At 61.2% G+C, this 24,615-nt stretch carries 19 protein-coding genes and 2 pseudogenes; 13 read left to right on the forward strand and 8 right to left on the reverse strand.

Annotation, left to right across the window (positions count from 1 at the left end):
* Positions 1-380: 380 nt before the first annotated feature.
* On the forward strand, positions 381-1,892 hold the full coding sequence (ltrA, locus tag BM116_RS01100) for a group II intron reverse transcriptase/maturase (protein WP_083724419.1): 1,512 nt from the start codon (positions 381-383) through the stop codon (positions 1,890-1,892).
* On the opposite strand, the gene istB is transcribed toward ltrA, so the two are convergent.
* A complete protein-coding gene (istB, locus tag BM116_RS01105; protein WP_083724417.1) occupies positions 1,779-2,534 on the reverse strand; it encodes an IS21-like element helper ATPase IstB in 756 nt (251 codons plus the stop codon). The genes ltrA and istB overlap by 114 nt on opposite strands.
* A gap of 16 nt (positions 2,535-2,550) precedes the next feature.
* Positions 2,551-4,065, reverse strand: coding sequence for an IS21 family transposase (gene istA, locus BM116_RS01110; protein ID WP_083724414.1), 1,515 nt, complete (start codon positions 4,063-4,065; stop codon positions 2,551-2,553).
* A gap of 190 nt (positions 4,066-4,255) precedes the next feature.
* Between istA and BM116_RS01115 the strand changes: the two genes are divergently transcribed.
* A complete protein-coding gene (locus BM116_RS01115; protein WP_235846662.1) occupies positions 4,256-4,672 on the forward strand; it encodes an HNH endonuclease signature motif containing protein in 417 nt (138 codons plus the stop codon).
* Positions 4,673-4,725: 53 nt separating this feature from the next.
* Positions 4,726-4,917: a hypothetical protein gene (locus BM116_RS18610; RefSeq protein WP_139056943.1), complete on the forward strand. Its 192-nt coding sequence runs from the start codon at positions 4,726-4,728 to the stop codon at positions 4,915-4,917.
* Between the two features lie 737 nt (positions 4,918-5,654).
* On the opposite strand, the gene fdxA is transcribed toward BM116_RS18610, so the two are convergent.
* Both fdxA and mutS read right to left on the reverse strand, forming a co-directional pair.
* Complete coding sequence (fdxA, locus tag BM116_RS01120; RefSeq protein WP_083724410.1) at positions 5,655-5,978, reverse strand: ferredoxin FdxA; 324 nt, start codon at positions 5,976-5,978, stop codon at positions 5,655-5,657.
* Positions 5,979-6,124: 146 nt separating this feature from the next.
* Entirely contained in the window at positions 6,125-8,701 is a 2,577-nt protein-coding gene (mutS, locus tag BM116_RS01125) for a DNA mismatch repair protein MutS (protein WP_083724408.1), read from the reverse strand.
* Between the two features lie 239 nt (positions 8,702-8,940).
* Here mutS and BM116_RS01130 point away from each other — a divergent pair.
* A pseudogene (locus tag BM116_RS01130) lies at positions 8,941-9,189 on the forward strand (sigma factor); the annotation flags it as partial.
* A 159-nt stretch (positions 9,190-9,348) separates the two neighbouring features.
* A pseudogene (locus tag BM116_RS01135) lies at positions 9,349-9,718 on the forward strand (YciI family protein).
* 69 nt (positions 9,719-9,787) lie between these two features.
* On the opposite strand, the gene BM116_RS01140 reads toward BM116_RS01135, so the two are convergent.
* Positions 9,788-10,435, reverse strand: coding sequence for a response regulator (locus tag BM116_RS01140; RefSeq protein WP_083724404.1), 648 nt, complete (start codon positions 10,433-10,435; stop codon positions 9,788-9,790).
* Positions 10,436-10,618: 183 nt separating this feature from the next.
* Here BM116_RS01140 and BM116_RS01145 point away from each other — a divergent pair, with 183 nt between their 5' ends.
* The 5 genes from BM116_RS01145 (at position 10,619) to BM116_RS01165 (ending at position 16,728) form a co-directional block, all read left to right on the forward strand.
* A complete protein-coding gene (locus BM116_RS01145) occupies positions 10,619-12,730 on the forward strand; it encodes a sensor histidine kinase (protein ID WP_083724402.1) in 2,112 nt (703 codons plus the stop codon).
* A 77-nt stretch (positions 12,731-12,807) separates the two neighbouring features.
* The gene (locus BM116_RS01150; RefSeq protein ID WP_083724400.1) at positions 12,808-14,451 is read left to right on the forward strand and encodes a hypothetical protein; all 1,644 of its coding nucleotides are present in this window, start codon (positions 12,808-12,810) and stop codon (positions 14,449-14,451) included.
* Between the two features lie 149 nt (positions 14,452-14,600).
* Positions 14,601-15,122 (forward strand): CinA family protein, encoded by a 522-nt coding sequence (locus BM116_RS01155; RefSeq protein WP_090474944.1) that lies wholly within the window; start codon positions 14,601-14,603, stop codon positions 15,120-15,122.
* Positions 15,123-15,234: 112 nt separating this feature from the next.
* Positions 15,235-16,272 (forward strand): recombinase RecA, encoded by a 1,038-nt coding sequence (recA, locus tag BM116_RS01160; RefSeq protein ID WP_083724398.1) that lies wholly within the window; start codon positions 15,235-15,237, stop codon positions 16,270-16,272.
* A gap of 12 nt (positions 16,273-16,284) precedes the next feature.
* Complete coding sequence (locus BM116_RS01165; RefSeq protein WP_083724396.1) at positions 16,285-16,728, forward strand: regulatory protein RecX; 444 nt, start codon at positions 16,285-16,287, stop codon at positions 16,726-16,728.
* Here the strand turns inward: BM116_RS01165 and BM116_RS01170 are convergent.
* Together BM116_RS01170 and BM116_RS01175 are read right to left on the reverse strand one after the other, a co-directional pair.
* Positions 16,688-17,773: an LOG family protein gene (locus BM116_RS01170; protein ID WP_083724394.1), complete on the reverse strand. Its 1,086-nt coding sequence runs from the start codon at positions 17,771-17,773 to the stop codon at positions 16,688-16,690. The genes BM116_RS01165 and BM116_RS01170 overlap by 41 nt on opposite strands.
* A 12-nt stretch (positions 17,774-17,785) precedes the next feature.
* Positions 17,786-18,184, reverse strand: coding sequence for a PA3611 family quorum-sensing-regulated virulence factor (locus tag BM116_RS01175; RefSeq protein WP_083724392.1), 399 nt, complete (start codon positions 18,182-18,184; stop codon positions 17,786-17,788).
* Positions 18,185-18,343: 159 nt separating this feature from the next.
* Between BM116_RS01175 and BM116_RS01180 the strand changes: the two genes are divergently transcribed.
* A complete protein-coding gene (locus BM116_RS01180; protein ID WP_083724390.1) occupies positions 18,344-19,027 on the forward strand; it encodes a tRNA-uridine aminocarboxypropyltransferase in 684 nt (227 codons plus the stop codon).
* Here the strand turns inward: BM116_RS01180 and BM116_RS01185 are convergent.
* Positions 19,021-19,956, reverse strand: coding sequence for a DMT family transporter (locus BM116_RS01185; protein ID WP_083724388.1), 936 nt, complete (start codon positions 19,954-19,956; stop codon positions 19,021-19,023). The genes BM116_RS01180 and BM116_RS01185 overlap by 7 nt on opposite strands.
* A 179-nt stretch (positions 19,957-20,135) precedes the next feature.
* Between BM116_RS01185 and BM116_RS01190 the strand changes: the two genes are divergently transcribed.
* Both BM116_RS01190 and BM116_RS01195 read left to right on the forward strand, forming a co-directional pair.
* On the forward strand, positions 20,136-20,783 hold the full coding sequence (locus BM116_RS01190) for a response regulator transcription factor (RefSeq protein WP_083724386.1): 648 nt from the start codon (positions 20,136-20,138) through the stop codon (positions 20,781-20,783).
* A gap of 103 nt (positions 20,784-20,886) precedes the next feature.
* On the forward strand, positions 20,887-24,393 hold the full coding sequence (locus tag BM116_RS01195) for a hybrid sensor histidine kinase/response regulator (RefSeq protein WP_083724384.1): 3,507 nt from the start codon (positions 20,887-20,889) through the stop codon (positions 24,391-24,393).
* The last annotated feature ends 222 nt before the right edge of the window (positions 24,394-24,615 follow it).

Raw genomic sequence — 24,615 nt, forward strand, 5'->3', positions numbered from 1 at the left:
TCATCGGTGAATAGGCAGGACCTAACCCTTCCTCGTGACAGGTATGGAACTCGGTAAACCCGTATTTTCGCCACTGACCGTTATGTCAGAGGCAAGCTAACCGCAAGGGAGGCCTATGGAAGTGCGGGCAGAGGATGTCGGAAAAAGCGAATGCCAGGCTGTAATGGACTGGATAGGGGGTATGCCCTGACTGGAAACGGTGCTGACTTCCGACAGGTCTTTGATCGCGAAACGGCATGTAAAGCCATCAAGAAGAGGTGCTTGCCGGTCTAACTGGCGGCATCTATCAAATGAAATCCCTTACGGGGCAGTGAACTCACTCCCCGCAAGGGGCTTGTGCGTCTGCTGCCCTCCGGGAAATCTTTCTGGAGGAACGCAAGATGAGTACGGCACAAACAGCAGTACCTGCATCCTCCCATCTGACAGCCAGTTGGCATTCGATTGACTGGGAAACCAGCCATCGACAGGTGAGAGGGCTACAGGTACGAATCGCGAAGGCAGCCAAGAATCAACAATGGCGCCGGGTGAAAGCCCTGCAACGTATGTTGGTTCGCTCGTTCGCAGCCAAGGTATTGGCGGTGAAGCGAGTCACTGAAAACAGGGGTCGTAGGACTCCTGGTGTCGACGGGGAAACCTGGAGCACGCCTGAAAGCAAATGGAGAGCTGTTTCCCGGTTGAAGCGTACGGGCTACCAGCCCAGGCCACTGCGGAGGGTTTACATACCCAAAACTAATGGTCAACGCAGACCGCTGGGGATACCAACGATGCTGGATCGAGCAATGCAGGCGCTATACCTGTTGGCGCTAGAGCCGGTATCGGAAACCACAGCAGACCGGAACTCCTATGGCTTTCGTCCCCACCGATCTACGGCAGATGCGATTGAGCAGTTGTTCGTCAATCTCAGTCGCAAGCATTCTGCGCAGTGGGTCATGGAGGGAGACATAAAGGGGTGTTTCGATAATATCAGTCACGACTGGTTGATCGCTCATGTTCCTATGGACAAGGTGATCCTCGGGAAGTGGTTGAAGGCAGGGTACGTGGAATCCGGGCAATTCAGCCTTACCGAGGCAGGAACCCCACAAGGCGGAATCATCTCGCCGGTGTTAGCCAACTTGGCACTTGATGGATTGGAAAAGGTACTTGAATCCCACTTCGGGAAGAAAAACACCAAAGCCAGCTACAAGACCAAGGTGAACTATGTGCGGTACGCAGACGACTTCGTCATCACTGGTATCTCGAAAGAGTTGCTAGAGCATGAGGTGAAACCGATCGTCGAAGCCTTTATGGCTGAGCGGGGGTTGAGCCTTTCGGCGGAGAAAACACTACTGACGCATGTATCGGCTGGGTTTGATTTCCTCGGTCAGAATGTTCGCAAGTACGGTGGCAAGCTGCTTATAAAGCCTGCTCACAAGAACGTGACAGCATTTCTGGCGAAGGTTAAGGCAATTGTTGATGAATGCAGGGCGGCATCAGCCAGTCTGTTGATCAGGCGACTCAATCCGGTAATTCGTGGTTGGGTCAACTATCACCGGTCGATTGTTGCTAAACAGACGTTCAACTACGTGGATTACCGTATCTGGAAATTGCTTTGGCGGTGGTGCAGGCGGCGACATGGAAATCGCCACAAACGTTGGGTCAAGGGGAAGTACTTTAAGCGCGTGGCAGCACGCAACTGCGGATTCCACGCCATTCGGACACCCAGTCCAGGCTTATCCGGACAGTCGTTCCACGCTCATCCGGACAGGCAGTCGGAGCGCAGCGACGCAGGGGTGGCATTCTTAGTCCGAGGTGCTCGGTGCAGTCAACTGCTTTGGCCGGCGGCGCATCGATTCGCCCTTGAGGTTGATCCGGTAAGCGTTGTGCACCAGGCGATCGAGGATGGCGTCGGCTAGAGTCGGGTCGCCAATCAGTTCGTGCCAGTTATCCACTGGCATCTGGCTGGTCACCAAGGTCGAGCGCTGGCCGTAGCGATCGTCCAGTAGCTCCAGCATGTCGCGGCGCTGTTCAGCGCTGAACGGGGCCAGCCCCCAGTCATCGAGGATCAGCAGGTCGGTCTTGGCGTAGGCATTCATCAGCTTGGTGAAGCGCCCGTCGCCATGGGCCAGTCCCAGTTCCTCCAGCAGACGTGGCAGGCGCAGGTAGCGCACGCTATAGCCTTGCCGGCAGGCCTGATTAGCCAGAGCGCAGGCCAGCCAGGTCTTGCCCACGCCGGTGGCACCGCTGATGATCAGGTTGAGTCCGTCGCGCAACCACTGACCGCTGCCCAGTTGCAGGATCAGCGCCTTGTCCAGCCCTCGCTGGCTGCGGTAGTCAATGTCTTCGAGGCAGGCGTTGTGGCGTAGCCTGGCCTGGCGCAGGCGGCTGCTCAGGCGCTTGTCGTCGCGTTCGGTGAGTTCACGGTCGACCAGCAGGCCAAGACGCTCCTCGAAGCTCAGGCTGTCGATGTCAGGGGTTTTCAGTTGCTCGGCGAGGGCCTTAAGCATGCCATTGAGGCGCAGGGTCTGGAGCTTGTCCAGGGTTGGATGGGGCAGCATGGTGGGATTCCTTTGTTCAGTGGTAGTAGCCGGGACCGCGCAGGTTGGCGTGGTCGTCCGGCAGTAGGGGCAGGTTCTGTTGCGCCAAGGGTAGGCTCTCCAGACCCTGACGCAGGATGGATTCGAGGCTCTTGTAGCTGCACGCGCCAAGGCTCAGGGCGCGTCGGCAGGCCAGCTCCAAACGCACTTCGCCATGGGCCTTGCTAAGGCGCAGGATGCCCAGGCAGGCGCGGTAGCCATGCTGTGGATGGACGCGCCGTTCGAGGATGTGGCCTATGACCCCGGCGGTGTTCGGGCCGGTCTGTTCAGCCCAGCGGATCAGCCGTTGCGGCGTCCACTCGGCATGCTCGCGATGGCTCTTGGGCATGTGCTCGATCTGCGTGCTGTGACGGCCCTTGTGCTGGGAGCGTACGTGGCTGGCCACCCGTTGGTTGGCGTGGAAGCACTCTACGGTGCGGGCCGTCAGGCGAACCTCCAGCTGCTTTTTCACCAGCTGGTAGGGCACCGAGTAGTAATGCCCGTCGACCTCGACGTGGTAGTCGATGTGCACTCGCGCTTTCTTCCACTCGGCGTAGACGTAGGGCTGCTCCGGCAGCGGGCGCAGGGCCGGACGATCCAGGCTGTTGAAGGCCGACTGGCGGGAGCCCGGCAGTTTCTTGAAGGGCCGATGATTGAGCCGCTCCAGCAACACAGCGATGGCGGTGTTGAGCTCGTCCAGGGAGAAGAACTGGCGATGGCGCAGGGCGGCGAGGATCCAGCGCTCGACCACCTGCACGCCAACCTCGGCCTTGGCCTTGTCGCGAGGCTTACGCGCCCGCGCCGGCACTACCGCCACGCCATAGTGCTCGGCCAGGTCGCGGTAGCTGGGGTTGATGTCCGGCTCGTAACGATGGGCCTTGCTCACCGCACTGCGCAGGTTGTCCGGCACCACGATCTCCGGCACTCCGCCAAGGAAGGCGAAGCAGCAGGCATGGGAGCCCAGCCAGTCCGGCAACTGCTGCGACCAGGTGGCCTCGGCGAAGGTGTAGCTGGAAGCGCCGAGCACTGCGACAAACACCTGCGCCTGACGGATCTCGCCGCTGTGGGGGTCGATCACCGGTACCGTCTGCCCGGCGTAGTCGACGAACAGCTTCTCGCCGACGCGGTGCTCCTGGCGCATCACCACATCCAGCTTGCCCTGCCAGGCCCGGTAGTGGTCACAGAACCAGCTGTACTGATAGCCCTGCGGGTGCACCAGCCGGTATTCCTGCCAGAGCAGTGCCAGGGTCACGCCAGGGCGGCGCAGTTCGGCATGTACCCAAGACCAATCGGGCAGTGGCCGCTGCTCGCTGGGTACCACCGGGGTCGGCTGGAACAGCTGCTGTTCCAGCTCAACATCGGACAACGCACAGGGCCAAGTGAGGCCGCTGGCGGCAAAGCGGCTGAGATAGTCGCCGACGGTGCTGCGGCCAACGCCAAGGCTGCGGGCGATTTTGCGGACGGACAGACCGCAGTCGAACTTGAGGCGCAGCACCTCTCGAATCTTACGCATAGATAAACGCTCCACAATGACCCCTTCGCTTCGAAAAAGAGGCCGATGATAGTGAGTTATCCTGCGTCGCTGCTTGCCTGAAAAGTGTCCGAATGGCCGTGGAATCGGTGTCCGGATACTCGTGGAATAAGTGTCCGGATCAGCCTGGAATCACTGTCCGGATGCGCGTGGAATGGGTGTCCGAGTCAGCGTGGAATACGCACGCAACTGGGTCTTCACCGGAATACAGCCTGACGGCAAACTGCTGCACTTGTTGTACGCCAGCGATACGCCGATAAAGCGGCACACCAAAATCACGGCAGAAGCTAACCCTTATGCCCCCGAGGACGAGATGTACTTCGAGCAACGGCTGGAATATGCGTGGCGACGCTCGGACGAGGGGAAACGGAAGACGCTTACGTTGTGGCTAGCCCAGAGCAAGCGATGTCCGATGTGCAGGCAGTTGATAACGTTCGAAAGCGGGTGGAACATTCACCATGTTATCGAGCGGCACAAGGGCGGAGGTGATGAGCTGGGTAACTTGGTGTTGTTGCACCCCAACTGTCATCGGCAGTTACACAGTGAGGCGCTGGCTCCTTCAGATATGAAGGGGTTCACAAAGGCTTGAGCCGTATGCGGGGAAACTTGCACGTACGGTTCTTAGGGGAGGGGTAGCCAGTAATGGCTGCTCCTTACCCGACAGCCAGCCTTGCTCCAAAAAAACCGGCTCTCGCAGCCGGTTTTTTTATGCCCGGATTTTTTTTAGGCAATTTATTTGTAAGAGATTTCCTACAAGATGTGTACGCCTTTGACACTAAGGTGCGTGGGCTAGCGGTGTTTTTTTCTGTTGTTTTTAGTAAGCCATTGATTTAAAAGGTTTTAAGTTTAGGCATGGCGTGAAAATGAATGTCATTCGATGCTTGCGCTCAGTCCTGAAAAGCTTATTATCTACTCATGCGCGACGGACAGCGCTGCTCGGCAGGGAGCTTGAGCCAAGGATTTTCAGGACGATGAAGCCAGGATGGCTGGACACGGAAGGCATGAAGGGACTAAAGAGTGGGCCGGTTTACCGGCCCCTTTTTTTGCCTGAAATTTGGCTCCTTTCGGCCGGCCTGTAAGCCAGATTGGTGCAGGGCGGAGTAAACCAAAGGCGCGCCCGCGCATGATGCTCCCGCCCCCAGACTATCTACTTCCGCCGCCAACCCTGCAGAGTTACCCCAGGCAGGCTCGTGACTGCCGTTGGTAGGGCGGACTAAGCCAACGGCGTGTCCGCGCATGACAGCGCCTTACGCAGACCTCTCGCTCCAGTCAATGCTGCAGTACCCCGCCCGCAGAAACGCAGCCAAGCGCACGTGCACCTTGTGCCTGGAACCTGCACGACGCGCTAAAAAAACCGGCTTCTTGCGGTGAGGGCCGGTAGGGCGGACTAAGCCGAAGGCGTGTCCGCGCATGATAGCGCCTCACGCAGACCTTCCGATCCAGCCAATGCTGCACTACCCCACCGCAGAAACGGGCCAAGCGCACGTGCACCTTGTGCCTGGAACCTGCACAACGCGCATAAAAAAACCGGCTGCAAGAGCCGGTTTTTCGGGGCGAGGCAGGTAGTCTGCTTAGCGCTCCAGGTATTGCAGCTTGTCCGGTACGCCATCCCACTCTTCGGCGTCGGGCAGGGAGTCTTTTTTCTCGGTTATGTTCGGCCAGACTTCGGCCAGATCGGCGTTCAGCTCGATGTACTCATCCATGCCTTCAGGGATCTCATCCTCGGAGAAGATCGCGCTGGCAGGGCACTCTGGCTCGCACAGGGCGCAATCGATGCACTCGTCCGGGTGAATAACCAGGAAGTTCGGGCCTTCGTAGAAGCAATCGACCGGGCAGACCTCAACGCAATCGGTGTACTTGCACTTGATGCAGTTGTCGGTAACAACAAAGGTCATGGTCGGGTCTCCATCGTGTTAGGCGAGAAAAAGCTGGCGCGTAGTCTATCAGTTTTTTTTCGAGGGTATAGGGTTCAGCGCTTTTTTGTGCTGATAAACGCATGATCCCTCCTGTTTAATGCAAATAAGTATCATTTGTTGCTTGGTCAGGCCCATTCGCGCTTCATGCTGTATAGCAGATCCAGCGCCTGACGCGGGGTGAGATCGTCCACGTCCAGGCCCTGCAGATGCTCCACCAGCGGATGCGCTGCACTGGCAAACAAGTCACTCTGGAAGGGCTGATGCTGCGCGCCGACTGGCCGGTTGGTCTGCTCCAGGCTTTGTTGCTCAAGCTGAGCCAGATGCTCACGCGCGCGCTCGATGACCGGGCGCGGTACGCCGGCGAGCTGGGCAACCTGCAGGCCATAACTCTGGCTGGCCGGGCCCGGCTGAACGTTGTGTAGGAACACAATGCGCTCGTTGTGCTCGGTGGCATTCAGATGCACGTTCACCACGCCCGGATCGGTATCGGCCATGCCGGTCAGCTCGAAGTAGTGGGTGGCGAACAGGGTAAAGGCGCGTGCTCGTGCCAGATATTCAGCGGCGGACCACGCCAGCGACAGGCCGTCGAATGTACTGGTGCCACGGCCCACCTCATCCATCAGCACCAGACTCTGGTCGGTGGCGTTGTTTAGGATATTGGCGGTTTCGCTCATCTCGACCATAAATGTCGAGCGTCCGCCGGCCAGGTCATCGCTGGAGCCGATACGGGTAAAGATGCGGTCCACGCAGGACAGCTCCACGGCTGCGGCTGGCACAAAGCTGCCGATATGCGCGAGCAGGGTGATCAGCGCCGTCTGGCGCATGTAGGTCGATTTACCGCCCATGTTCGGGCCGGTAATGATCAGCATGCGGGTGTCCGGGTCCAGCTCCAGGTCGTTGGCAACAAAGGGCGTCTCCAGTACCTGTTCCACCACCGGGTGGCGGCCCTGGTTGATATGCAGCTGGCTGCCCTCGATAAACTGTGGGCGGCAGTAGTCCAGCGTGCCTGCGCGTTCGGCCAGGGTGCAGAGGACGTCGATCTCGGCCAGGCTGGCGGCGCTGGTTTGCAGGGCGGCCAGGTCTTCGTTCAGACGGTCCAGCAGCTCGTCGTACAGTTGCTTCTCGCGCGCCAGTGCGCGGCTGCGTGCCGACAGCGCCTTGTCTTCAAAGGCTTTCAGCTCGGGGGTGATAAAGCGCTCGGCGCCTTTAAGGGTCTGGCGGCGGATGTAGTCGACCGGCGCCTGATCCGACTGGCTGCGCGACAGCTCGATGTAGTAGCCGTGAACGCGGTTGTAGCCAACCTTGAGGGTATTGAGGCCGGTGCGCTCGCGCTCGCGGGTTTCCAGGTCAATCAGATACTGGCCGGCGTTTTCGCTGATGTTCTGCAGCTCATCCAGCTCGGCGTCAAAGCCCGCCTTGATCACGCCGCCATCGCGCAGCACCGCCGGTGGATTGTCGATCACCGCGTTGGCCAGCAGCTCGGCCAGGTCGGGGTAGGTGCTGACCTGCTCGGCAAGGGCACGCAAGTGCGGTGCTTCAACCGGTTGCAGGCAGTCCTGCAGCGCGGGTAGCGCCGCCAGTGCGTCGCGCAGGCGCGCCAGATCGCGTGGGCGGGCGGAGCGCAGGGCCACGCGGGCCAGAATACGTTCTATATCGCCAATGCCTTTGAGCTGACGCTGCAGGTCCAGATAGAACTGCTGATCCAGCAGGGTGCTGATGCTGTCCTGGCGGGCACCGAGCACCTGCATGTCGCGCAACGGGCGATTCAGCCAGCGCGCGAGCAGGCGACTACCCATGGCGGTGGCGGTGTAGTCGAGCACGTCGAGCAAGGTATTGTCGCGCCCGCCCGACAGGTTCTGGTCAATTTCCAGATTGCGGCGGCTGGCGCTGTCGATGATCACGCTGTCTTCAAAGCGCTCGTGGCTGATGCTGCGAATGTGCGGCAGGGCAGTGCGCTGGGTTTCCTTGGCGTAGCTGAGCAGCGCGCCGGCGGCGCCCAGGCCCAGGCGCAGGTCGTTGCAGCCAAAGCCGACCAGATCCTTGGTGCCAAATTGCTGGGTCAGGCTCTTGAAGGCGCTGTCCTGGTCAAACTCCCAGGGCGCGCGGCGGCGCACGGCGCGGCGGCGCTCAATTGGAGTGTTGCTCTCCCAGTCGTCGGGAATCAGCAGCTCGGCTGGTGCTAGACGCTCCAGCTCGCCCAGCAGGGTCTCCCAACCGCGCAGTTCCATGACCACAAAGCGGCCACTATTGATGTCCAGCGTGGCCAGGCCAAAGCCTTTCTCGGCGCCGACCAGTGCCGCCAACAGGTTGTCGCGACGCTCGTCCAGCAGGGCCTCGTCGCTGACGGTGCCAGGGGTAATGATGCGGGCGACCTGACGCTCGACCGGCCCTTTGCTGGTGGCCGGATCGCCCACCTGTTCGCAAATGACGACCGATTCGCCGAGCTTCACCAGTCGTGCGAGGTAACCCTCGGCTGAGTGATAGGGGATGCCGGCCATGGGAATCGGCTGGCCGCCGGATTGGCCGCGTGCGGTCAGGGTAATGTCGAGCAGGCGCGCAGCCTTTTTGGCGTCGTCATAAAAGAGCTCGTAAAAGTCGCCCATACGGTAGAACAGCAGCTGCTCGGGGTGCTGCTGCTTGATGCTGAAATACTGCTGCATCATCGGTGTGTGGGCGGTGGCTTCGGGTTTGCTCTTTTTCATCAATAACTCGACTTGCGCTGCGGATGAGGGCGCGCCCTTGCGGGGCGCCGTTGCCGGTGAGGCGCAAGGTTACCACGGCGTTGCAGCGCCCTGCAGGGGAAGGCGGGAGAGAATTCTCGCATAGGACCCGAGCAGGCCCCGGCGCTGCGTGTCGCTTGATCTGGCGCCGGCGGCGGCAGTGCTGGTCCTGCTCCATACTGGGGCCCGGCTGCAGATCGCGGGTAATAAAAGGAGAGGGGTTGGACAGCATCCAGGCAGACATTGAGGCAGCTTATCGTCGGGAGTCCCGTCGCGTGCTGGCCACCTTGCTGCGCTTGCTCAATGGCAACTTCGATGTGGCAGAAGAGGCACTGCAGGAGGCCTTCGTAGAGGCTGTGAAGTACTGGCCCGAGCAGGGTGTTCCCGGTAACCCGCGCACCTGACTGGTGTCCGTCGGCCGCTTTAAGACGATTGATCAGTTGGGCAAGCGCGGGCGGCGCGATGCCTCTGGCGGTACGCTGGTCATCGGGCCGTAGGAGATTCCGGGTGGCGACTTTATCGTGATTGGCATTGACCCGCAGGGCGCGCTTTTTTCGCTGATCGGAACCCGGCCAGCGCAGTCTTGAGGCTGCTTTGTATGGCGCGGCGCCCGCAGAGGGAGAAAACCCATGAAATATTTGTGTCTGGTCTACTGCGACGAAAAGAAAATGCAGCAGCTGTCGCAGGATGATTGGGATGCGCTGAACCGTGAGTGCATCGCCTTTGTCGCGGGCTTGCAGGCCAGCGGGCATTGTCTTGAAGGGGCACCGCTGCTGTCGACCGACACGGCAACGACCGTACGGGTTCGCGACGGTGGCCCCTTGATCACCGATGGTCCCTTTGCCGAGACCAAGGAGCAGTTGGCGGGCTTTTATATGCTGGAGGCGTGCGACTGCAACGAAGCCATCCGGCTGGCGCAGAAGATTCCCCCCTGCGCGCTACGGCAGCGTGGAGATTCGCCCGGTAAGAGAGTTGATGGAGGAGGGTAATCGGAAGTAGGGCCACTCAATGCCACGCTACTGTGCGGCCGGGTTTATTAGTGGGGCCGTGTGCTGGGCAGCGGTGCCGTTACCGACGCTCGCCCAGCAGCCCCATGTCTAGCGCCTTGAGCGCGGCTTCCGCGCGGCAGTTGACCTGCAGCTTCTGGTACACGACCTTCAAGTAGCTGGCGGCGGTGTGAGGGGAGATGTGTAGCTCCTGGGCGGCGCCCTTGACACTCAAGCCGCGGGCGATGAGTTGCAGCAATTGCTTCTCCCTTGGCGTCAAGGCGTCCCCCGGGGGAGCAGGGGCAGGACGAAACTGCTCCAGGATGCGCCGGGCAATGGAGGCCGATAGCGGAGGTTTGCCTTGCAGGATGCCACCGAGCTGGGCAACGAAGGCCTGCTCTTCTTCGTCTTTCAACAGGTAACCGTCGGCGCCGGCACGTAGGGCGGCAAACAGGTGCTCGGCGTCGTCAAAAATGGTGGTGACAATGCACTGCGTCTGCGGGCTCTGGTTCTTGATCAGCGGTAATAGGTCAACGCCGTTGCCGTCGGGTAAGCCCAGATCCACCAGGGCTAACTGATAGTGGTTGTGCTTTATCAGGTTGTTAGCCTGCGCCGAGCTGCAGGCGAGATCGACGGGCCGTTGGCCCAGCGCCTCGTGCAAGCGCTGTGTCAGCCAGTCGGCGACTTGCGGCACATCCTCAATGATCAATACCCGGTTGGTAGTTGGCATGTTCGCGCGCTCCTTGCTGAAAAATGCGCTGTGCGATGGCACAATACTGGCATTAGTATCTTTTTGATGGCGTCTATTGCTTTTAAACGGCGTGGGATGAATCCATGACTCCCCTAAAGTCGCGCCGAATGAAAACAAGATCAACCCCCCTTGATGTGGGGGGCTGCAAGGGAGTTGCTAAGCATGGTGTCGTTGCGGACTAAGCTACTCGCCGGGCTGGCGGTGATTTTGCTGTATGGCTTTTGGATAATTCAGTTGGCGCTCTCGTTGCCGGCCAGCGAGTTGCAATTCAGCCTGCAGGGAGACCAATTGCTGGCCGCTGGTCCGGATGCTGCGCCGCGCCCGGTTGAGTCGATGCTGGTGGGTGGCAAGGCGCTGCCGGCTCGCGCGGTCCTGGTGATTGAGGAGCCGGATGTGTTGCCGGTGTACAGCGATATCAACCAGTTTTTCGCCGAGCACACGCAACTGCTGCAGGCGCTGAAGGCCGGCACGCTCCAAGTGCGTTACCAGGACGGCAGTGAGCAGCCATTACATCCGTTGCCACGCGGCCTGATGCAGTTGCCGGGTATGTTCTGGCTGCAACTGCTGTGTGGTTTGGCCGGCATGGTGATATGCATGCTGGTGTGGGTCCCGGGGGAGCACAACCTGGCGACCCGCTCCTTTGCCTTGTCCGGTCTGGGTTACCTGCTGGCATCCTCGACGGCCGCTGTGTACAGCACGCGTGAGCTGTTTATTGACGGTGAGCTGTTCCGCATTCTGTCCGGCCTTAATCACTGTGGCGCCATGCTGTTTTCAGCGGCGGTCAGTGCCTTTCTGTGGAGTTATCCGCGGCGGGCGCCGTCCGTCTGGATTCCACTCGCGCTGTACGGTGGTTTTGCTTCGTGCATGATACTGGACCAACTGCAGCTCACAGCCTCGCCGGTCGAGGGCTTCCATCTGTGGGTTATTGGCGTCTTTATGATCGGACTGTCGGGTGCAGTCTGGCAGTGGCGGCAAACGCGCAATAGCCCGGCTGACCGTTCGGCTTTTCGCTGGGTGTTGTTATCCATTCTTGCCGGTACGGTGTTCTTTTCGGCCGGCATGATCTTGCCGGTCATTTTGCAGGTAGCCTTACCCCATGCCCAAGGGCCGCTGTTGGCTACCTTTTTACTTATGTACACCGGCATGGCGCTGGGGATAACGCGCTACCGGCTGTTTGAGCTTGAGCGCTGGTGGTTCTCGATCTGGAGCTGGTTACTGGGTGGTCTGGCAGTGCTGCTTACGGACTTGGCGCTAGCGTCGCTGCTGACTCTGTCTGGCCCTACCGTACTGGCCGCCTCGGTGGCCTTGGTGGGGTGGGTTTACTTTCCGGTGCGGCAGTTTATCTGGGGCCGTTTGACCGTGTCGCGTCAGCGTGGTCTGGACACCTGGTTGTCGCAGGCACTGCCGGTAATGCTGCAAGCGCAGCGCAGTGGCCACACCGACAGCGCCATGGAACAGGCGTTGCTGGCGGTATTCCAGCCGTTGCGTGTCGAGCGGCTGAGTCATAAGGCGCAGCGCCCCCAGGTGGTCGACAATGGAGATGCCCTGCAAGTCCCCGGGCCATCGGGAGAGGAGGACTATCTGCTGCGCCACGCGGAGCAGGGGCGCCGACTGTTTACCCGTCAGGACGTTCAACTGGCTCGCTTGGTGTTGTCGCTGGATAGCCTGGTACTGCACTCGCTGACCGCTCGGGTGGAGGGTGCAACCGAGGAGCGCAATCGTATTCGCCAAGATATCCACGACGACTTGGGCGCCAAGCTGCTACAGCTGTTGCACACTGCATCGGATGATTCGCGGCAACTGGTGCGCGAGGCGATTCGTGATTTGCGCGAGTTATTGCAGAGCATGGATGGCCACGAAGTGCGCCTGGATGTGGCGGCAGCTCGTTGGCAGGAGGAAACGGCCAGCCGTTGTCAGGCCAGCGACGTTACCTTGCATTGGCAACAGACATTGGGCGAGCAGTTGCTGAGTGCCGGGCAGTTCAGTCATTTGACCCGAGTGTTGCGAGAAGCGGTCAGTAACGCGCTTCGGCACGCTACGCCTACCGAGCTGCGCGTGGAGTTGAGTCAACAGGGAGGCGCAATGCTGCAATTGCGGATCGAGAATGACGGCGTTGCCTTGGCTGAAACAGCCACCAGTGGGCGCGGTCTGCAGATCATGCTGGCCCGTGCTCGCCAGCTGGGTGGTGAGCTGCAGCACGGGTGTGCGCAGCAACGCTGGTGGCTGGCGCTGCAGGTCCCGATTGCTCCGTCGGATACGCCTGCTGCAGATTGACCCCCCTGTTCAGGGGCTGCCCTGCCTTGCCGTGCTGCCCTCTAATGGCCGTACATGTATAAGGAAGGCAACTGGCCATGAAACCGAAAATACTTGCTCTGCTCCCACTATCGCTTGCGCTCACCGCCTGCCTGAGCGGTGGTGGTGGGGGCGGCGGTGGTGATAGCGCCGCCGCCGGTAAAACCGGCCGCCTGATTGATTCGGCTGTTGCCGGGGTGAGTTACAGCACCGCCCAATTCAGCGGCACCACCAATGCTGACGGTGAATACCTCTACCAGGAAGGTGAGACGGTGACCTTTCGTATCGGTGATATCGTCTTTCCGGCTGTGACTGCCAAGGGCGTGCTGACACCGCTTGATCTGGCTGGCAGTACGGATATCAACGACCCGGTGGTGATCAATATTGCCCGCCTGCTGCAAACGCTGGATGAGGATGGTAATCCGGACAACGGTATCGTCATTCCCGAGTTGAGTACCACCGCGGCGCTGGACTTCAACCTGCCGGTGGCAGACTTTGCTGCCGCGGTGCAGGCGGCGCTGGGGATTACCCTGATCAGTCAGGCCGATGCATTGGCTCACCTGCAAAACGAGCTGGATGAACTCAACGGCGGAACCACCGACCCCGGGCGGGAGGCTGCAACAGTGCCTGCCGGCCTGGTGGGCGTGTATCAGTTTCTGTTTGAAGAAGTCACCGCCGGCTCAGGGATTCAGGACGGGGTGATTGATGAGTATCAGGTGACCGCCGATGGGCGGCTGATCCTGCCGGGCGGTAGCGAGCTGAGCAACCCGGTGTACACCTCCGAATCACACGTCGAGATCGCCTGGCATGACAGCAATACCGGCCTGGGCTATGCGCTGAGCAACGCCAATACCGGCGTGATCAACGAGCTGAACGTCAGCGACGGGCTGTTTGGTGACGCAGGCTATGTGTTCTACGGCTCCTACGTACCCTACAGCCCCACCACGGGTGATGTACCGCAGGCATTGCTGGATCTGGCCGGCAGTTACAGCACCCAGCCGTATTTCAGCAAGGCGGGTAATCGCCATGGCTGGGCCGTGGGTGACGAGTTGACCCTGGATATCGACAGCGTCAGCGGTTTGATTGATATCGCTGGCAAGTACCAGTTGGACCCGGCGGACAGCAGCTTCTCCTGGAGCGACAAAACCGCGACCAATCCGCGCTTCAATCCGCATTACGAAGTGCTTTACAAGGTGGGTGACAGCGACATCAAGTTGCTGCTGTACCGGCAAGAAGGCGAGGGGCTGAACGGTTGGCGTCTGCAGGATCAGCCAGGCGCGGTCGACGGCGTCAATGTTGCCAGTGAGGTGATGCCGTTAAATGCCACACATCAGGCCTACATCGATGCGCTGGACGCGCTACTGCCGGCAACCCTGACAGTGATTGCCCAGGACAGCACCTACAACTCCGGCTTGGATAAGGCTGTGTGCACTGAGTACGAGTTTGATCTGGACTACGGCGCCACCAACGGCAAGCCGCGCATCTTGTTCAATCAGCTTGGCAGCCCGGCCAAGACCACCAAGGAGTACATCGCCTCCAGTGCTGCCTACAGCGAGCAGGGAAGTGGTGTAAGTCTCTACTGGAGCGGCTTTGATCTGACAGTCGACGGCAGCACCTTGACCGCAACCGTGACCAAGCTCGGAGAGCCGATCAACGAGGTACTGAGCAACGACACTAGCGCTATCGCCGCCGTGTGCCCCTGAGCACGAATACAACGCCGGCGGCCTTGAACGGGCTGCCGGCGTTGTGCTGTCTGCACGAAACCAACCTCGACAAAGCCGGTCCCAGCTCTGGTGCAGCCGCCGGGCCAACTGGCATGCTGTGTCCTGTTACGCACGTCGAGGAAGGTGCCATGTCCCATTATGATCCGTTGATTGATTCCGCCGCCGCCCGCCTGGGGCGTGTACTTGAACACCTGGGGCAACGGGTGAGCACCGCCGAGTCCTGCACCGGCGGCGGCATCGCCGAAGCGATTACCCGCGTCGCAGGCAGCTCGCAGTGGTTTGAAACCGGCTTTGTCACCTACGCCAACAGTAGCAAGGCGCGCTGGCTAGGGGTGGAGCCGGCCACGCTGGAGGCGCACGGCGCGGTCAGCGAGCCGGTGGTGCTGGCCATGGCCGCGGGAGCCAAGGCGGCGGCTGAGGCGGATATGGCGGTGGCTGTCAGCGGCATTGCCGGCCCTGATGGCGGCAGCGCCGAAAAGCCGGTGGGCACGGTATGGTTTGGCTGGGCGCTGAGTGATGGCCGGGTGGTCAGTGAATGCAAGCGCTTTCAGGGTGGTCGCCGCGAGGTGCGTGCGCAAACTGTGCTGCATGCACTGGAACGTCTGGTGTCGGAGGCAGAAAAGACAGCTGCGAACCGGTCGTCAGTCTGATTGCATATCGGGGGTAGGCGGGTCATTTTTTCTGTGGAATAATACTGACCAAATATACAGTAGTTGATCGGTCGGTCGCTTCGGCGCCTGCCCCAAGCCAAGAGGATGCGAAATGGACGATAACAAAAAGAAGGCGCTGTCGGCTGCCTTGAGTCAGATTGAACGTCAGTTTGGCAAAGGGGCCGTGATGCGCATGGGCGATCACGAGCGTCAGGCCATTCCGGCTATCTCCACTGGCTCGCTCGGCCTGGATATCGCCCTCGGTATTGGCGGCCTGCCCAAGGGCCGTATCGTCGAAATCTACGGGCCGGAGTCCTCCGGTAAAACCACCCTGACCCTGTCGGTCATTGCGCAAGCGCAAAAGCACGGCGCTACCTGTGCCTTCGTCGATGCCGAGCACGCACTGGACCCGGAGTACGCCGGCAAGCTGGGCGTCAACGTTGATGACCTGCTGGTTTCTCAGCCGGATACCGGTGAACAGGCGCTGGAAATCACCGACATGCTGGTGCGCTCCAACGCCGTTGACGTGATCATTGTCGACTCTGTAGCGGCACTGGTACCCAAGGCCGAGATCGAAGGCGAGATGGGTGACCACCACGTCGGTGTGCAGGCCCGTCTGATGTCTCAGGCGCTGCGTAAGATCACCGGTAACATCAAGAACGCCAACTGCCTGGTTATCTTCATTAACCAGATCCGCATGAAGATCGGCGTCATGTTCGGTAACCCGGAAACCACCACCGGCGGTAACGCCCTCAAGTTCTACTCCTCCGTGCGTCTGGACATCCGCCGTACCGGCGCGGTGAAAGAGGGCGACGAGGTGGTTGGCAGCGAGACCCGCGTCAAGGTTGTGAAAAACAAGGTCGCACCGCCGTTCCGTCAGGCCGAGTTCCAGATCCTGTACGGCGCCGGTATTTACCACAACGCTGAAATCATCGACCTGGGCGTGCAGATTGGCCTGGTTGAGAAAGCCGGCGCCTGGTACAGCTACCAGGGCAGCAAGATCGGTCAGGGCAAGGCCAACGCCGCCAAGTTCCTGGAAGACAACAAGGCTGTGGCTGAAGAGATTGAAAAGGCCATCCGCGACAAGCTGCTGGCCAAGCCCGGCAAGGCCAAGGCCGAGAGCGAAAGCGACGCCGAACTGGAAGACTGAGCCGGCTGACTGATGCGCCCCCGCACCACGCTGGAAACCCCTGCCGACATTCGCCGCTCAGCAATGGATTTGCTGGCGCGGCGAGAGCACAGCTATGCAGAGCTGCAGCGTAAGCTGCGTCAGCGGGGCGCCTCGGGTGACATGGCCGAGGTGGAGCTGGACCGCTTGGTTGAAGATGGGCTGCTCAGCGATGAGCGCTTCTGCGAGGCGTATATCTACGCCCGCAGCCAGCGTGGTTATGGCCCCGCGCGCCTGCGCGAGGAGCTGCGTCAGCGTGGTGTATCTGAATCGCTGGTCGAGCGTAGCCTGGCCGAGGCAGACCAGGACTGGCAGGCCCTGGCCGATCAGGTGTTTGCCAAGCGCTTCCCTGAGGGTGTTGCACGCGAGCCTGCCGAGCGCGGCAAGCAGCTGCGTTTTATGCAGTACCGGGGGTTTTCAGGTTTTCGGGCTGATTAACAAAGTCGATCAGCGCCCGCAGGCTGCCCCTGTCCCTTTCGTTAAAATCAAAGCACAAGCGCGTCAGCGTGCCCAGCTCGGGCTCGTCGTGCTCCTGCTCACACATCCCCTGTTGTACAAAGCCGCCTGAGACGCAGATATGCCCAAAGCGCGTATCCAGCTGTGCCAGTGCCTGCTCGTTGAGCGGCCGATTGAGGCGCAGCATGAACTGCTCCCCAACGCGGCGAGACGAGTGATAGTTGCTGTAAAAATTCAGTACCACCTGCATCGCCTCAGCGGGTGAGTTACAGGGCGTCAGCAGGTTGATGTCGTCGGGGTGGATATAGGCGCTGTCTGCCAGTTGGCTGCGCACAAACTGGGTAAAGGCCTGCCAGTACTGTCCACCGGGCTGGTCCAGCAGGATGATCGGCACCATCGGGCTCTTGCCGGTCTGCACCAGGGTCAGTACTTCCAGCGCTTCATCCAAAGTGCCAAAGCCGCCGGGGCAGAGGATTAGGGCGTCTGCCTCCTTCACGAAGAACAGCTTGCGCAAAAAGAAGAAGCCAAAGGCCAGGTCATGGCTGGTGCCATGTACCACGGTATTGGAGCGCTGCTCAAAGGGCAGGGTGATGTTGAAGCCCAGGCTGTGATCCAGCCCGGCACCTTCGTGGGTGGCGGTCATGATGCCGCCGCCGGCGCCGGTGATCGCCATATAGTCGTTGGCGGCCAGCGCTGCGCCCATATCACGGGCTACGGCGTAAAGCGGGTGGTCTGGCGCGGTGCGTGCCGAGCCAAACACAGTGACCTTACGGCGGCGCTTGAACATTTCCAGGCGCGAGAAGGCCTGTTCCATCTCGCGAATGGTGTGCAGCATGATCTTGGCGTCCCAGCGGTTACGATCAGCCTGGGCCATGCGAATCACGTCCAGCAGCATGTCGCGGTACAGCGGCGCGTTGTCGCTGTCGGCGGCGCACAGCGCAATCAACTCATCGACGCGGCCGGGAATCTCGTTGCTGCCGGTTTGCCAGTGCCGACTGAGGTAGTCGGCCGGGTCGTTGTCCTGCATCGGGCACCTGCCTCAGAGAGTCTGGCAATGATCGGCAATAAAGCTCTGGGTCAGTACCGGTTGTTCGCTGTCCTTGAGGATAAAGTGGTAAGTCAGGGTGGCACCCATATCCAGCAGACGACGGAAACGCAGGTCGGTGCAGATGCTGGCCTGCAGCTGGCTGCGGGTCAGCAGCGGGTCCTGCTGCATGAGTTCGGCGTAGTCGGCGTCTACCGCCAGACGGTTGATAAGCTCGTCGCCGTCGGCGCTAAAGCCCATATCGGTGATTTGCGCGCTGATGGCGCGCGGGGTGTTTTCGTTGCTCTGTTCAGCGACCTGCTTGAGGGTGTCGTTGAGGCGAATATCCCGCAGCGAGGCGGCTTGCAGTGGAGCCGCCAGGCAGGCAGCGAGCACCAGGGGTAACCAGCGCATTATGTCTCTCCAGGTCCAATTTCCGTGTGCTGTGACATCCTTTGTGACCACACTGTTGCCGACTGGTTCGCTGGCCAGTCGCTATCGGTACTGCCGGCTGGAATCGGATAGAATGCTGGCATTGCGGCCCGCCGCCTGTCCAGCCTGGAAAATGCAGTGATGTCTGAACACCCGGACCATGCGGTAAACCGTTTGCGCAGCGACGCCATCGCGCGCTCCACCCGGCCGTTTCTGGCGCGCGGTGCGCGGGTACGGCGTTGCCCAGGTTGCCAGGTGGCCGTGCATGCCTGCATCTGCGCAGAGCGCCCAACGCTTGAGAGCAGTGTCAGCTTTTGTTTGCTGATGCATGCCTATGAGCCGCTCAAGCCGACCAACACAGGCCGGCTGATTGCCGATTGTCTGTCCGATACCCACGCCTTTATCTGGGCGCGCACCGAGGTCGATCCGGCGCTGCTGGCACTGCTGAACGACTCGCGCTATCAGCCTTATGTGGTATTCCCCGGCGAGTACGCGCAGCCAACCCAGCAGGTTTGTGAGCAGATAGCGGTAGAGCTGGGGCGGCGTCCGTTGCTGATCATTCTGGATGCCACCTGGACCCAGGCTCGCAAGATGTTTCGCAAAAGCCCCTACCTGGCCGATGTGCCGGTGCTCAGCCTGCAGACTGAGCAGCTGTCGCGTTATCGTCTGCGCCGTTCCACCCGTGATGACCACCTGTGTACGGTAGAGGTGGCTTCGGCCTGCCTGCAGCTGGCCGGCGATACGGCTGCTGCCGAAGCGCTGGATGGCTACTTTCAGCGCTTTACCGATGCCTATCTGAGCACCTGCCGCAAGCGCCCTCAGTGATGCCCGGCCGGCTCCTGCTGTACCGCAGCAGGACGTCGGCGCCGATCCAGATAGATAGGCACCAGCTGCGCGGTAAGCATGCCCGCGAGCATCAGCGCGCAGCCCAGCAGGCCGCGCGGGGTGAGGGTTTCACCCAGAATCAACCAGCCGGCCAGCGCGGCAAATACAGCTTCCAGGCTGAGGATGATCGCCGCGTGTGAGGTGATGGCGTCTTTCTGTGCCACCACCTGCAGAGTAAAGGCAACACCAACCGCCAGAATGCCGCCGTACAGAATGGCCGGCATCGCCTGCGCGATGGCAGCAAAGTTGATGGGTTCCAGCGCGACCGCCAGCGTCAGGCTGGCCACAGCGCAGACCAGAAACTGGATAAAGGACACCAGAATCGGGTCATAGCGGCTGGCGAGTGCGCCGACCAGCAGCACATGCACAGCCCAGAAACAGGCACCAACCAGTTGCAGCCAGTCGCCTCGCGCCACGGTGAACTCGGCGGTTACGCTCAGCAGCACCATGCCGACGAGCGCCATCACCGCGCCGGCCCAGGTCCCTTTGTGGGTGCGCATGCCGATTAACAGACCAAACACCGGTACCAGAATGACGTACAGCCCGGTAATAAAGCCGGAGTTGGTGACGGTGGTGAACATCAGGCCAATCTGCTGCAGGTTGATGCCCAGCGTCAGCACCAGGCCCAGCACCAGACTACCCAACAGCATCGGGCGGCTCAGGCGTGACGGGCGCTCGCCTGCCTGTGCCGGTTTGCGCAGCAGCCAGATCAGCGGTAGCAGGGTGATTGCGCCGATGGCAAAACGCAGGCCGGTATAGAGAAAGGGGCCGATGTGGTCCATGCCCAGACGCTGGGCAACAAAGGTGCTGCCCCAGATCAGGGCGGTAATCAGCATGAGGGCGTCGGCCCGGTAGTGGCGCAGGTTCATGGGGGGGGCTCGGAAGCAGATAAACGCGTATTTTCCTCCCGCCGCTGGGTACTTATCCAGATACAGTTGCTGTAGCAGACTGTATCGCTGGCGATTGGCATTGACGAGGCGGGCGCCGACTGGCAGTCTCAGCCTGCTGTCTCACCTCCATAACAAAAAGACTGTGCAGGACGCCAAGCATGGGCCTGACCTATGACATTTTGATCGCTGACGATCACCCCCTTTTTCGCAGTGCTTTGCGCCAGGCGTTGTTCGACGGTCTGGGCGACACCATTACCCTGAGTGAAGTGGGCAGTATCACCGAGTTGCAGCAGCGCCTTGGCGAGCGCGCCGACTGGGACCTTGTGCTGCTGGACCTGAACATGCCCGGCGCCTACGGCTTTTCCGGGCTGGCGCAGATGCGCGGCCAGTTTCCGCAGATTCCGGTCATTCTGATTTCCGCCCAGGAAGAGGCCGCCGTAGCGCGTCGCGCCCGCGACTTTGGCGCCAGCGGTTTCATCCCCAAGTCAGCCAGCCTGGAAAACATTCAGGCCGCTGTGCAGGCGGTGCTTGATGGCGGCGTGTGCTGGCCAGAGGGCATCGACAACCCACCGGGCATGAGCAGCGAGCAGCAGCAGATCAGCGAGCGGGTCGCCAGCCTGACGCCGCAGCAGTTTCGCGTGCTGACCATGGTCTGCGATGGCCTGCTGAACAAGCAGATTGCCTACGAGCTGGATGTGTCTGAGGCCACGGTCAAAGCCCACGTTACCGCTATCTTCCGCAAGCTCAATGTGCGCACCCGAACCCAGGCTGCCCTGGTATTGCAGCAGATGGAACTGGCGAGCTGAACCACCCCCGCCTGTGCCCGGCTACGACGGAAGTCTGCTGGGCAAACCCCGATGGCACTGCCAGACTGCATGCTGTGACACTGCAGTGGATTGAACACGCCCCATGATGCTCTCCGGCGGGCTGGTAGCCCTCGTTTTTCTGTTGTACATGGCATTGCTGTTTGTGATCGCCTTCTGGGGGGATCGCAACGCGAGCGTTCTCAAGCCGCGCCTGCGCGTCTGGATCTACAGCCTGTCGCTGTCGGTCTGGTGCACCAGCTGGACCTTCTTTGGCTCGGTTGGCATGGCCACCAACCAGCTGTGGGGCTTCTTGCCCATCTATCTTGGCCCCTTGCTGCTGTTCCTGTTCGGTTGGCGCCTGTACGCGCGCATGATCGCCATCAGCAAACAGGAAAACATCACCTCCATCGCCGACTTTATTGCCTCGCGCTACGGCAAGTCCCAGGGCCTGGGCGTGATTGTCTCGCTGCTCTGTCTGGTCGCGGTATTGCCCTACATTGCCCTGCAACTCAAGGGCATTGTGCTGGGCTACAGCCTGCTCAGCAGTGCGCCGGGCAGTGCGGTGGCGCCCGATAGCGCACTGGGCGCGGAAGATACCGCGCTGGTGGTGACGCTGGTGCTGGCGCTGTTTACCGTGCTATTTGGTACCCGCAGCCTGGATGTGACCGAGCATCACCGGGGCATGATGCTGGCGATTGCCTTTGAGGCGCTGGTCAAGCTGCTGGCGTTTCTGGCCGTGGGGCTGTTTGTGGTGTTTGGCCTGTTTGGCGGTGCCGCAGACCTGCTGACCCAGGCGCGCAGCGCCGAGGTGCTGCAAGGCTACTGGCAGCAGGAGACGCCGGTCATCGGCCTGTTGCTGCAAACATCCATCGCCATTCTGGCTTTCATCTGTCTGCCCCGGCAGTTTCAGGTGGCGGTGGTCGAGAACAGCGAACCGGGCGACCTGCGCCTGGCGCGCTGGGTGTTCCCGGTTTACCTGCTGCTGGCCGGGCTGTTTGTGGTGCCGATTGCGCTGGCCGGCCAGATGCTGCTGGGTGGCGGTCTGTCACCGGACTCCTACGTGATCAGCCTGCCGCTGATGCAGGGCAACTCCACCCTCGCCATGGCGGCGTTTCTGGGTGGCGCATCCGCCGCCTCGGGCATGGTGATTGTGGCGGCCATTGCGCTGAGCACCATGGTCTCCAACGACGTAGTACTGCCGATACTGCTGCGCAACCGGGTTGGCCCCGAGCACTCCTACGAGCGTTTCCGTGGCTGGCTGCTGAACGTGCGGCGCACCAGTATTCTGATCATCCTGCTGCTGGCTTACGTGGTCTACCGCCTGATCGGCAGCGAGACCAGCCTGGCGAGTATCGGCCAGGTGGCCTTTGCTGCAATCGGCCAGCTCGCCCCGGCCATGTTCGGCGCCCTGTTCTGGAAGCAGGCCAACCGCACCGGCGTGCTGGCGGGCCTGCTGGTCGGGATCGTGCTGTGGCTGTACCTGCTGGTCTTGCCGCTGGTGGGGGCGGGGCTGCATTGGCACACCAATCAGCTGCCAGTTATTGAGGCGGTGCGCACGGCGGCCGCCAGCTGGGGTGTTGATGCGCTGACGCTGGTCAGTGTGGTGTCGCTGGTGGGTAACTTCCTGGTCTTTGTCGTCTTCTCGCTGTTCAGTCGCACCCGGGTGCTGGAGCATTGGCAGGCCAGCCGCTTTGTCAGTCAGGACGCCGAGCCCTGGATTGACGGCCCCGGCAAGGTGCTGCTGCGCGTGCGGGTCGATGATCTGTTGGAGCTGGCCTCGCGTTTTGTTGGCGAAGACCGCGCCGAGGCTGCCTTCAACCAGTACGCCGTGCGTCAGGGTGGTGGGCTGCACGGCAGTCAGACGGCTGACTCTGGCTGGATCACCCTGACCGAGCGCCTGCTCGCAGGCGTCTTGGGCGCCTCTTCGGCGCGACTGGTGGTGAAGGCCGCGATTGAAGGCCGGGATATGCAGTTTGACGATGTGGTGCGCATCGTCGATGAAGCCTCCGAGGTGCTGCAGTTCAACCGTGGCCTGCTGCAGGGCGCGATCGAGAACATCAGCCAGGGTATCAGCGTGGTCGACAAGTCGCTGCGGCTGGTGGCCTGGAATCGCCGTTATCTGGAGATGTTCCAATACCCCGAGGGGCTGATTGCCATTGGCCGGCCGATTTCCGACATCATCTTGCATAACGCGCGGCGTGGCCTTTGTGGCCCGGGCGACCCGCAAATGCACGTCGACAAGCGTATTGCCTGGATGCAGCAGGGCACGCCGCACCGCTCCGAGCGCATGTTCCCCGATGGCAGCGTGATCGAGATCATCGGCAACCCGATGCCGGGCGGCGGCTTTGTCATGAGCTTTACCGATATTTCGGCCTTCCGCGAGGCGGAAAAGGCGCTGCAGGAATCCAACGAAAGCCTGGAGCGGCGCGTAAACGAGCGAACCCGCGAGCTGTCGGAGCTGAACCAGGCGCTGCTGCAGGCCCAGGCCCAGACCGAGCGGGCCAGCCAGTCCAAGAGCCGCTTCTTGACCGCCGTGAGTCATGACCTGATGCAGCCGCTGAACGCCGCACGGCTGTTCTCCGCCTCTCTGGCCCATCAGGCCGATATGCCCGCCGAGGTGGAAGAGCTGGTGCGTCACCTGGACAGCTCTCTGGCCTCGGCGGAGGAGCTGATCTCCGATTTGCTGGACATCTCCCGTCTGGAAGCGGGGCGCATTGTGCCGGAGCTGGGCGACTTTGCCCTGAGCGAACTGTTCGACCCCTTGCGTATCGAGTTCAGCGCACTGGCGGTGGAGCACGGCATTGACCTGCGCATCCACAGCAGCCGGCTGCGGGTGCGCAGCGACATGCGCCTGCTGCGCCGTGTGCTGCAGAACTTCCTCACCAATGCCTTCCGTTACGCCAGCGCCGCGCGCGTGGTATTGGGCGTGCGGCATTTGCCCAACGCGGTGCGCATCGAGGTGTGGGATCAGGGGCCGGGTATTCCGCAGGACAAGCTGCAACTGATCTTCGAAGAGTTTCAGCGCCTGGATAGCCACCGCACCCAGGCCGAGAAAGGGTTGGGCCTTGGCTTGGCGATTGCCGATGGTCTGTGCCGGGTGCTGGGCCACGATCTGAGCGTACGCTCCTGGCCGGGCCAAGGCAGCGTGTTCAGCGTTACCGTGCCGCTGGCGACCCTGCCGCGGGTGGTGCGCAGCCGGGTAAGCGTGCCGGAGTTGCCGCCGCAGTTTGAAGGGGCGCCGGTACTGTGTATCGACAACGAGAAGAACATTCTTGCCGGCATGCAGAGTCTGCTTGGCCGCTGGCAGTGCCGTGTGGCCGTGGCCCGTGACCGGCAGGAAGCACAACAGGTGCTGGATCAGGGCTTTGTGCCGGAACTGGTGCTGGTCGATTACCACCTTGATGACGGCGATACCGGCACTCAGGTGATGCTCTGGCTGCGCGAGCGCCTTGGCGCCGACCTGCCGGGTGTGGTCATCAGCGCCGACGGACGCCAGGATGTGCTTAGCGAAATTTCGCTGGCCGGGCTGTCCTATCTACCCAAACCGGTCAAACCGGCTGCGCTGCGCGCGCTGATCAGTCGTCACGTGACCTTGGGAAGCACCGGTTAAGTCCACCTGCCCTCTGGCGTCCAGCTTGAGCGCACCGTGGGGTAAGCGCTCAAGCAGGCATCGCGCCTTGCCACTGCACGTTTGAGCAAGCCCAGAGAGCCTGTGTAATTGATCAATGCTTCCCCTGGCGTGAACATAACAGTTTGTACTGGTGTTGCCGTGTAGCTGTATCTGTTCTGCTGCGGTGCGGCGGGATAGGCTGCGGTCTTTATCGTTTTGATA

It is taken from the genome of Halopseudomonas pachastrellae (genome assembly GCF_900114765.1).
Classification (GTDB): domain Bacteria; phylum Pseudomonadota; class Gammaproteobacteria; order Pseudomonadales; family Pseudomonadaceae; genus Halopseudomonas; species Halopseudomonas pachastrellae.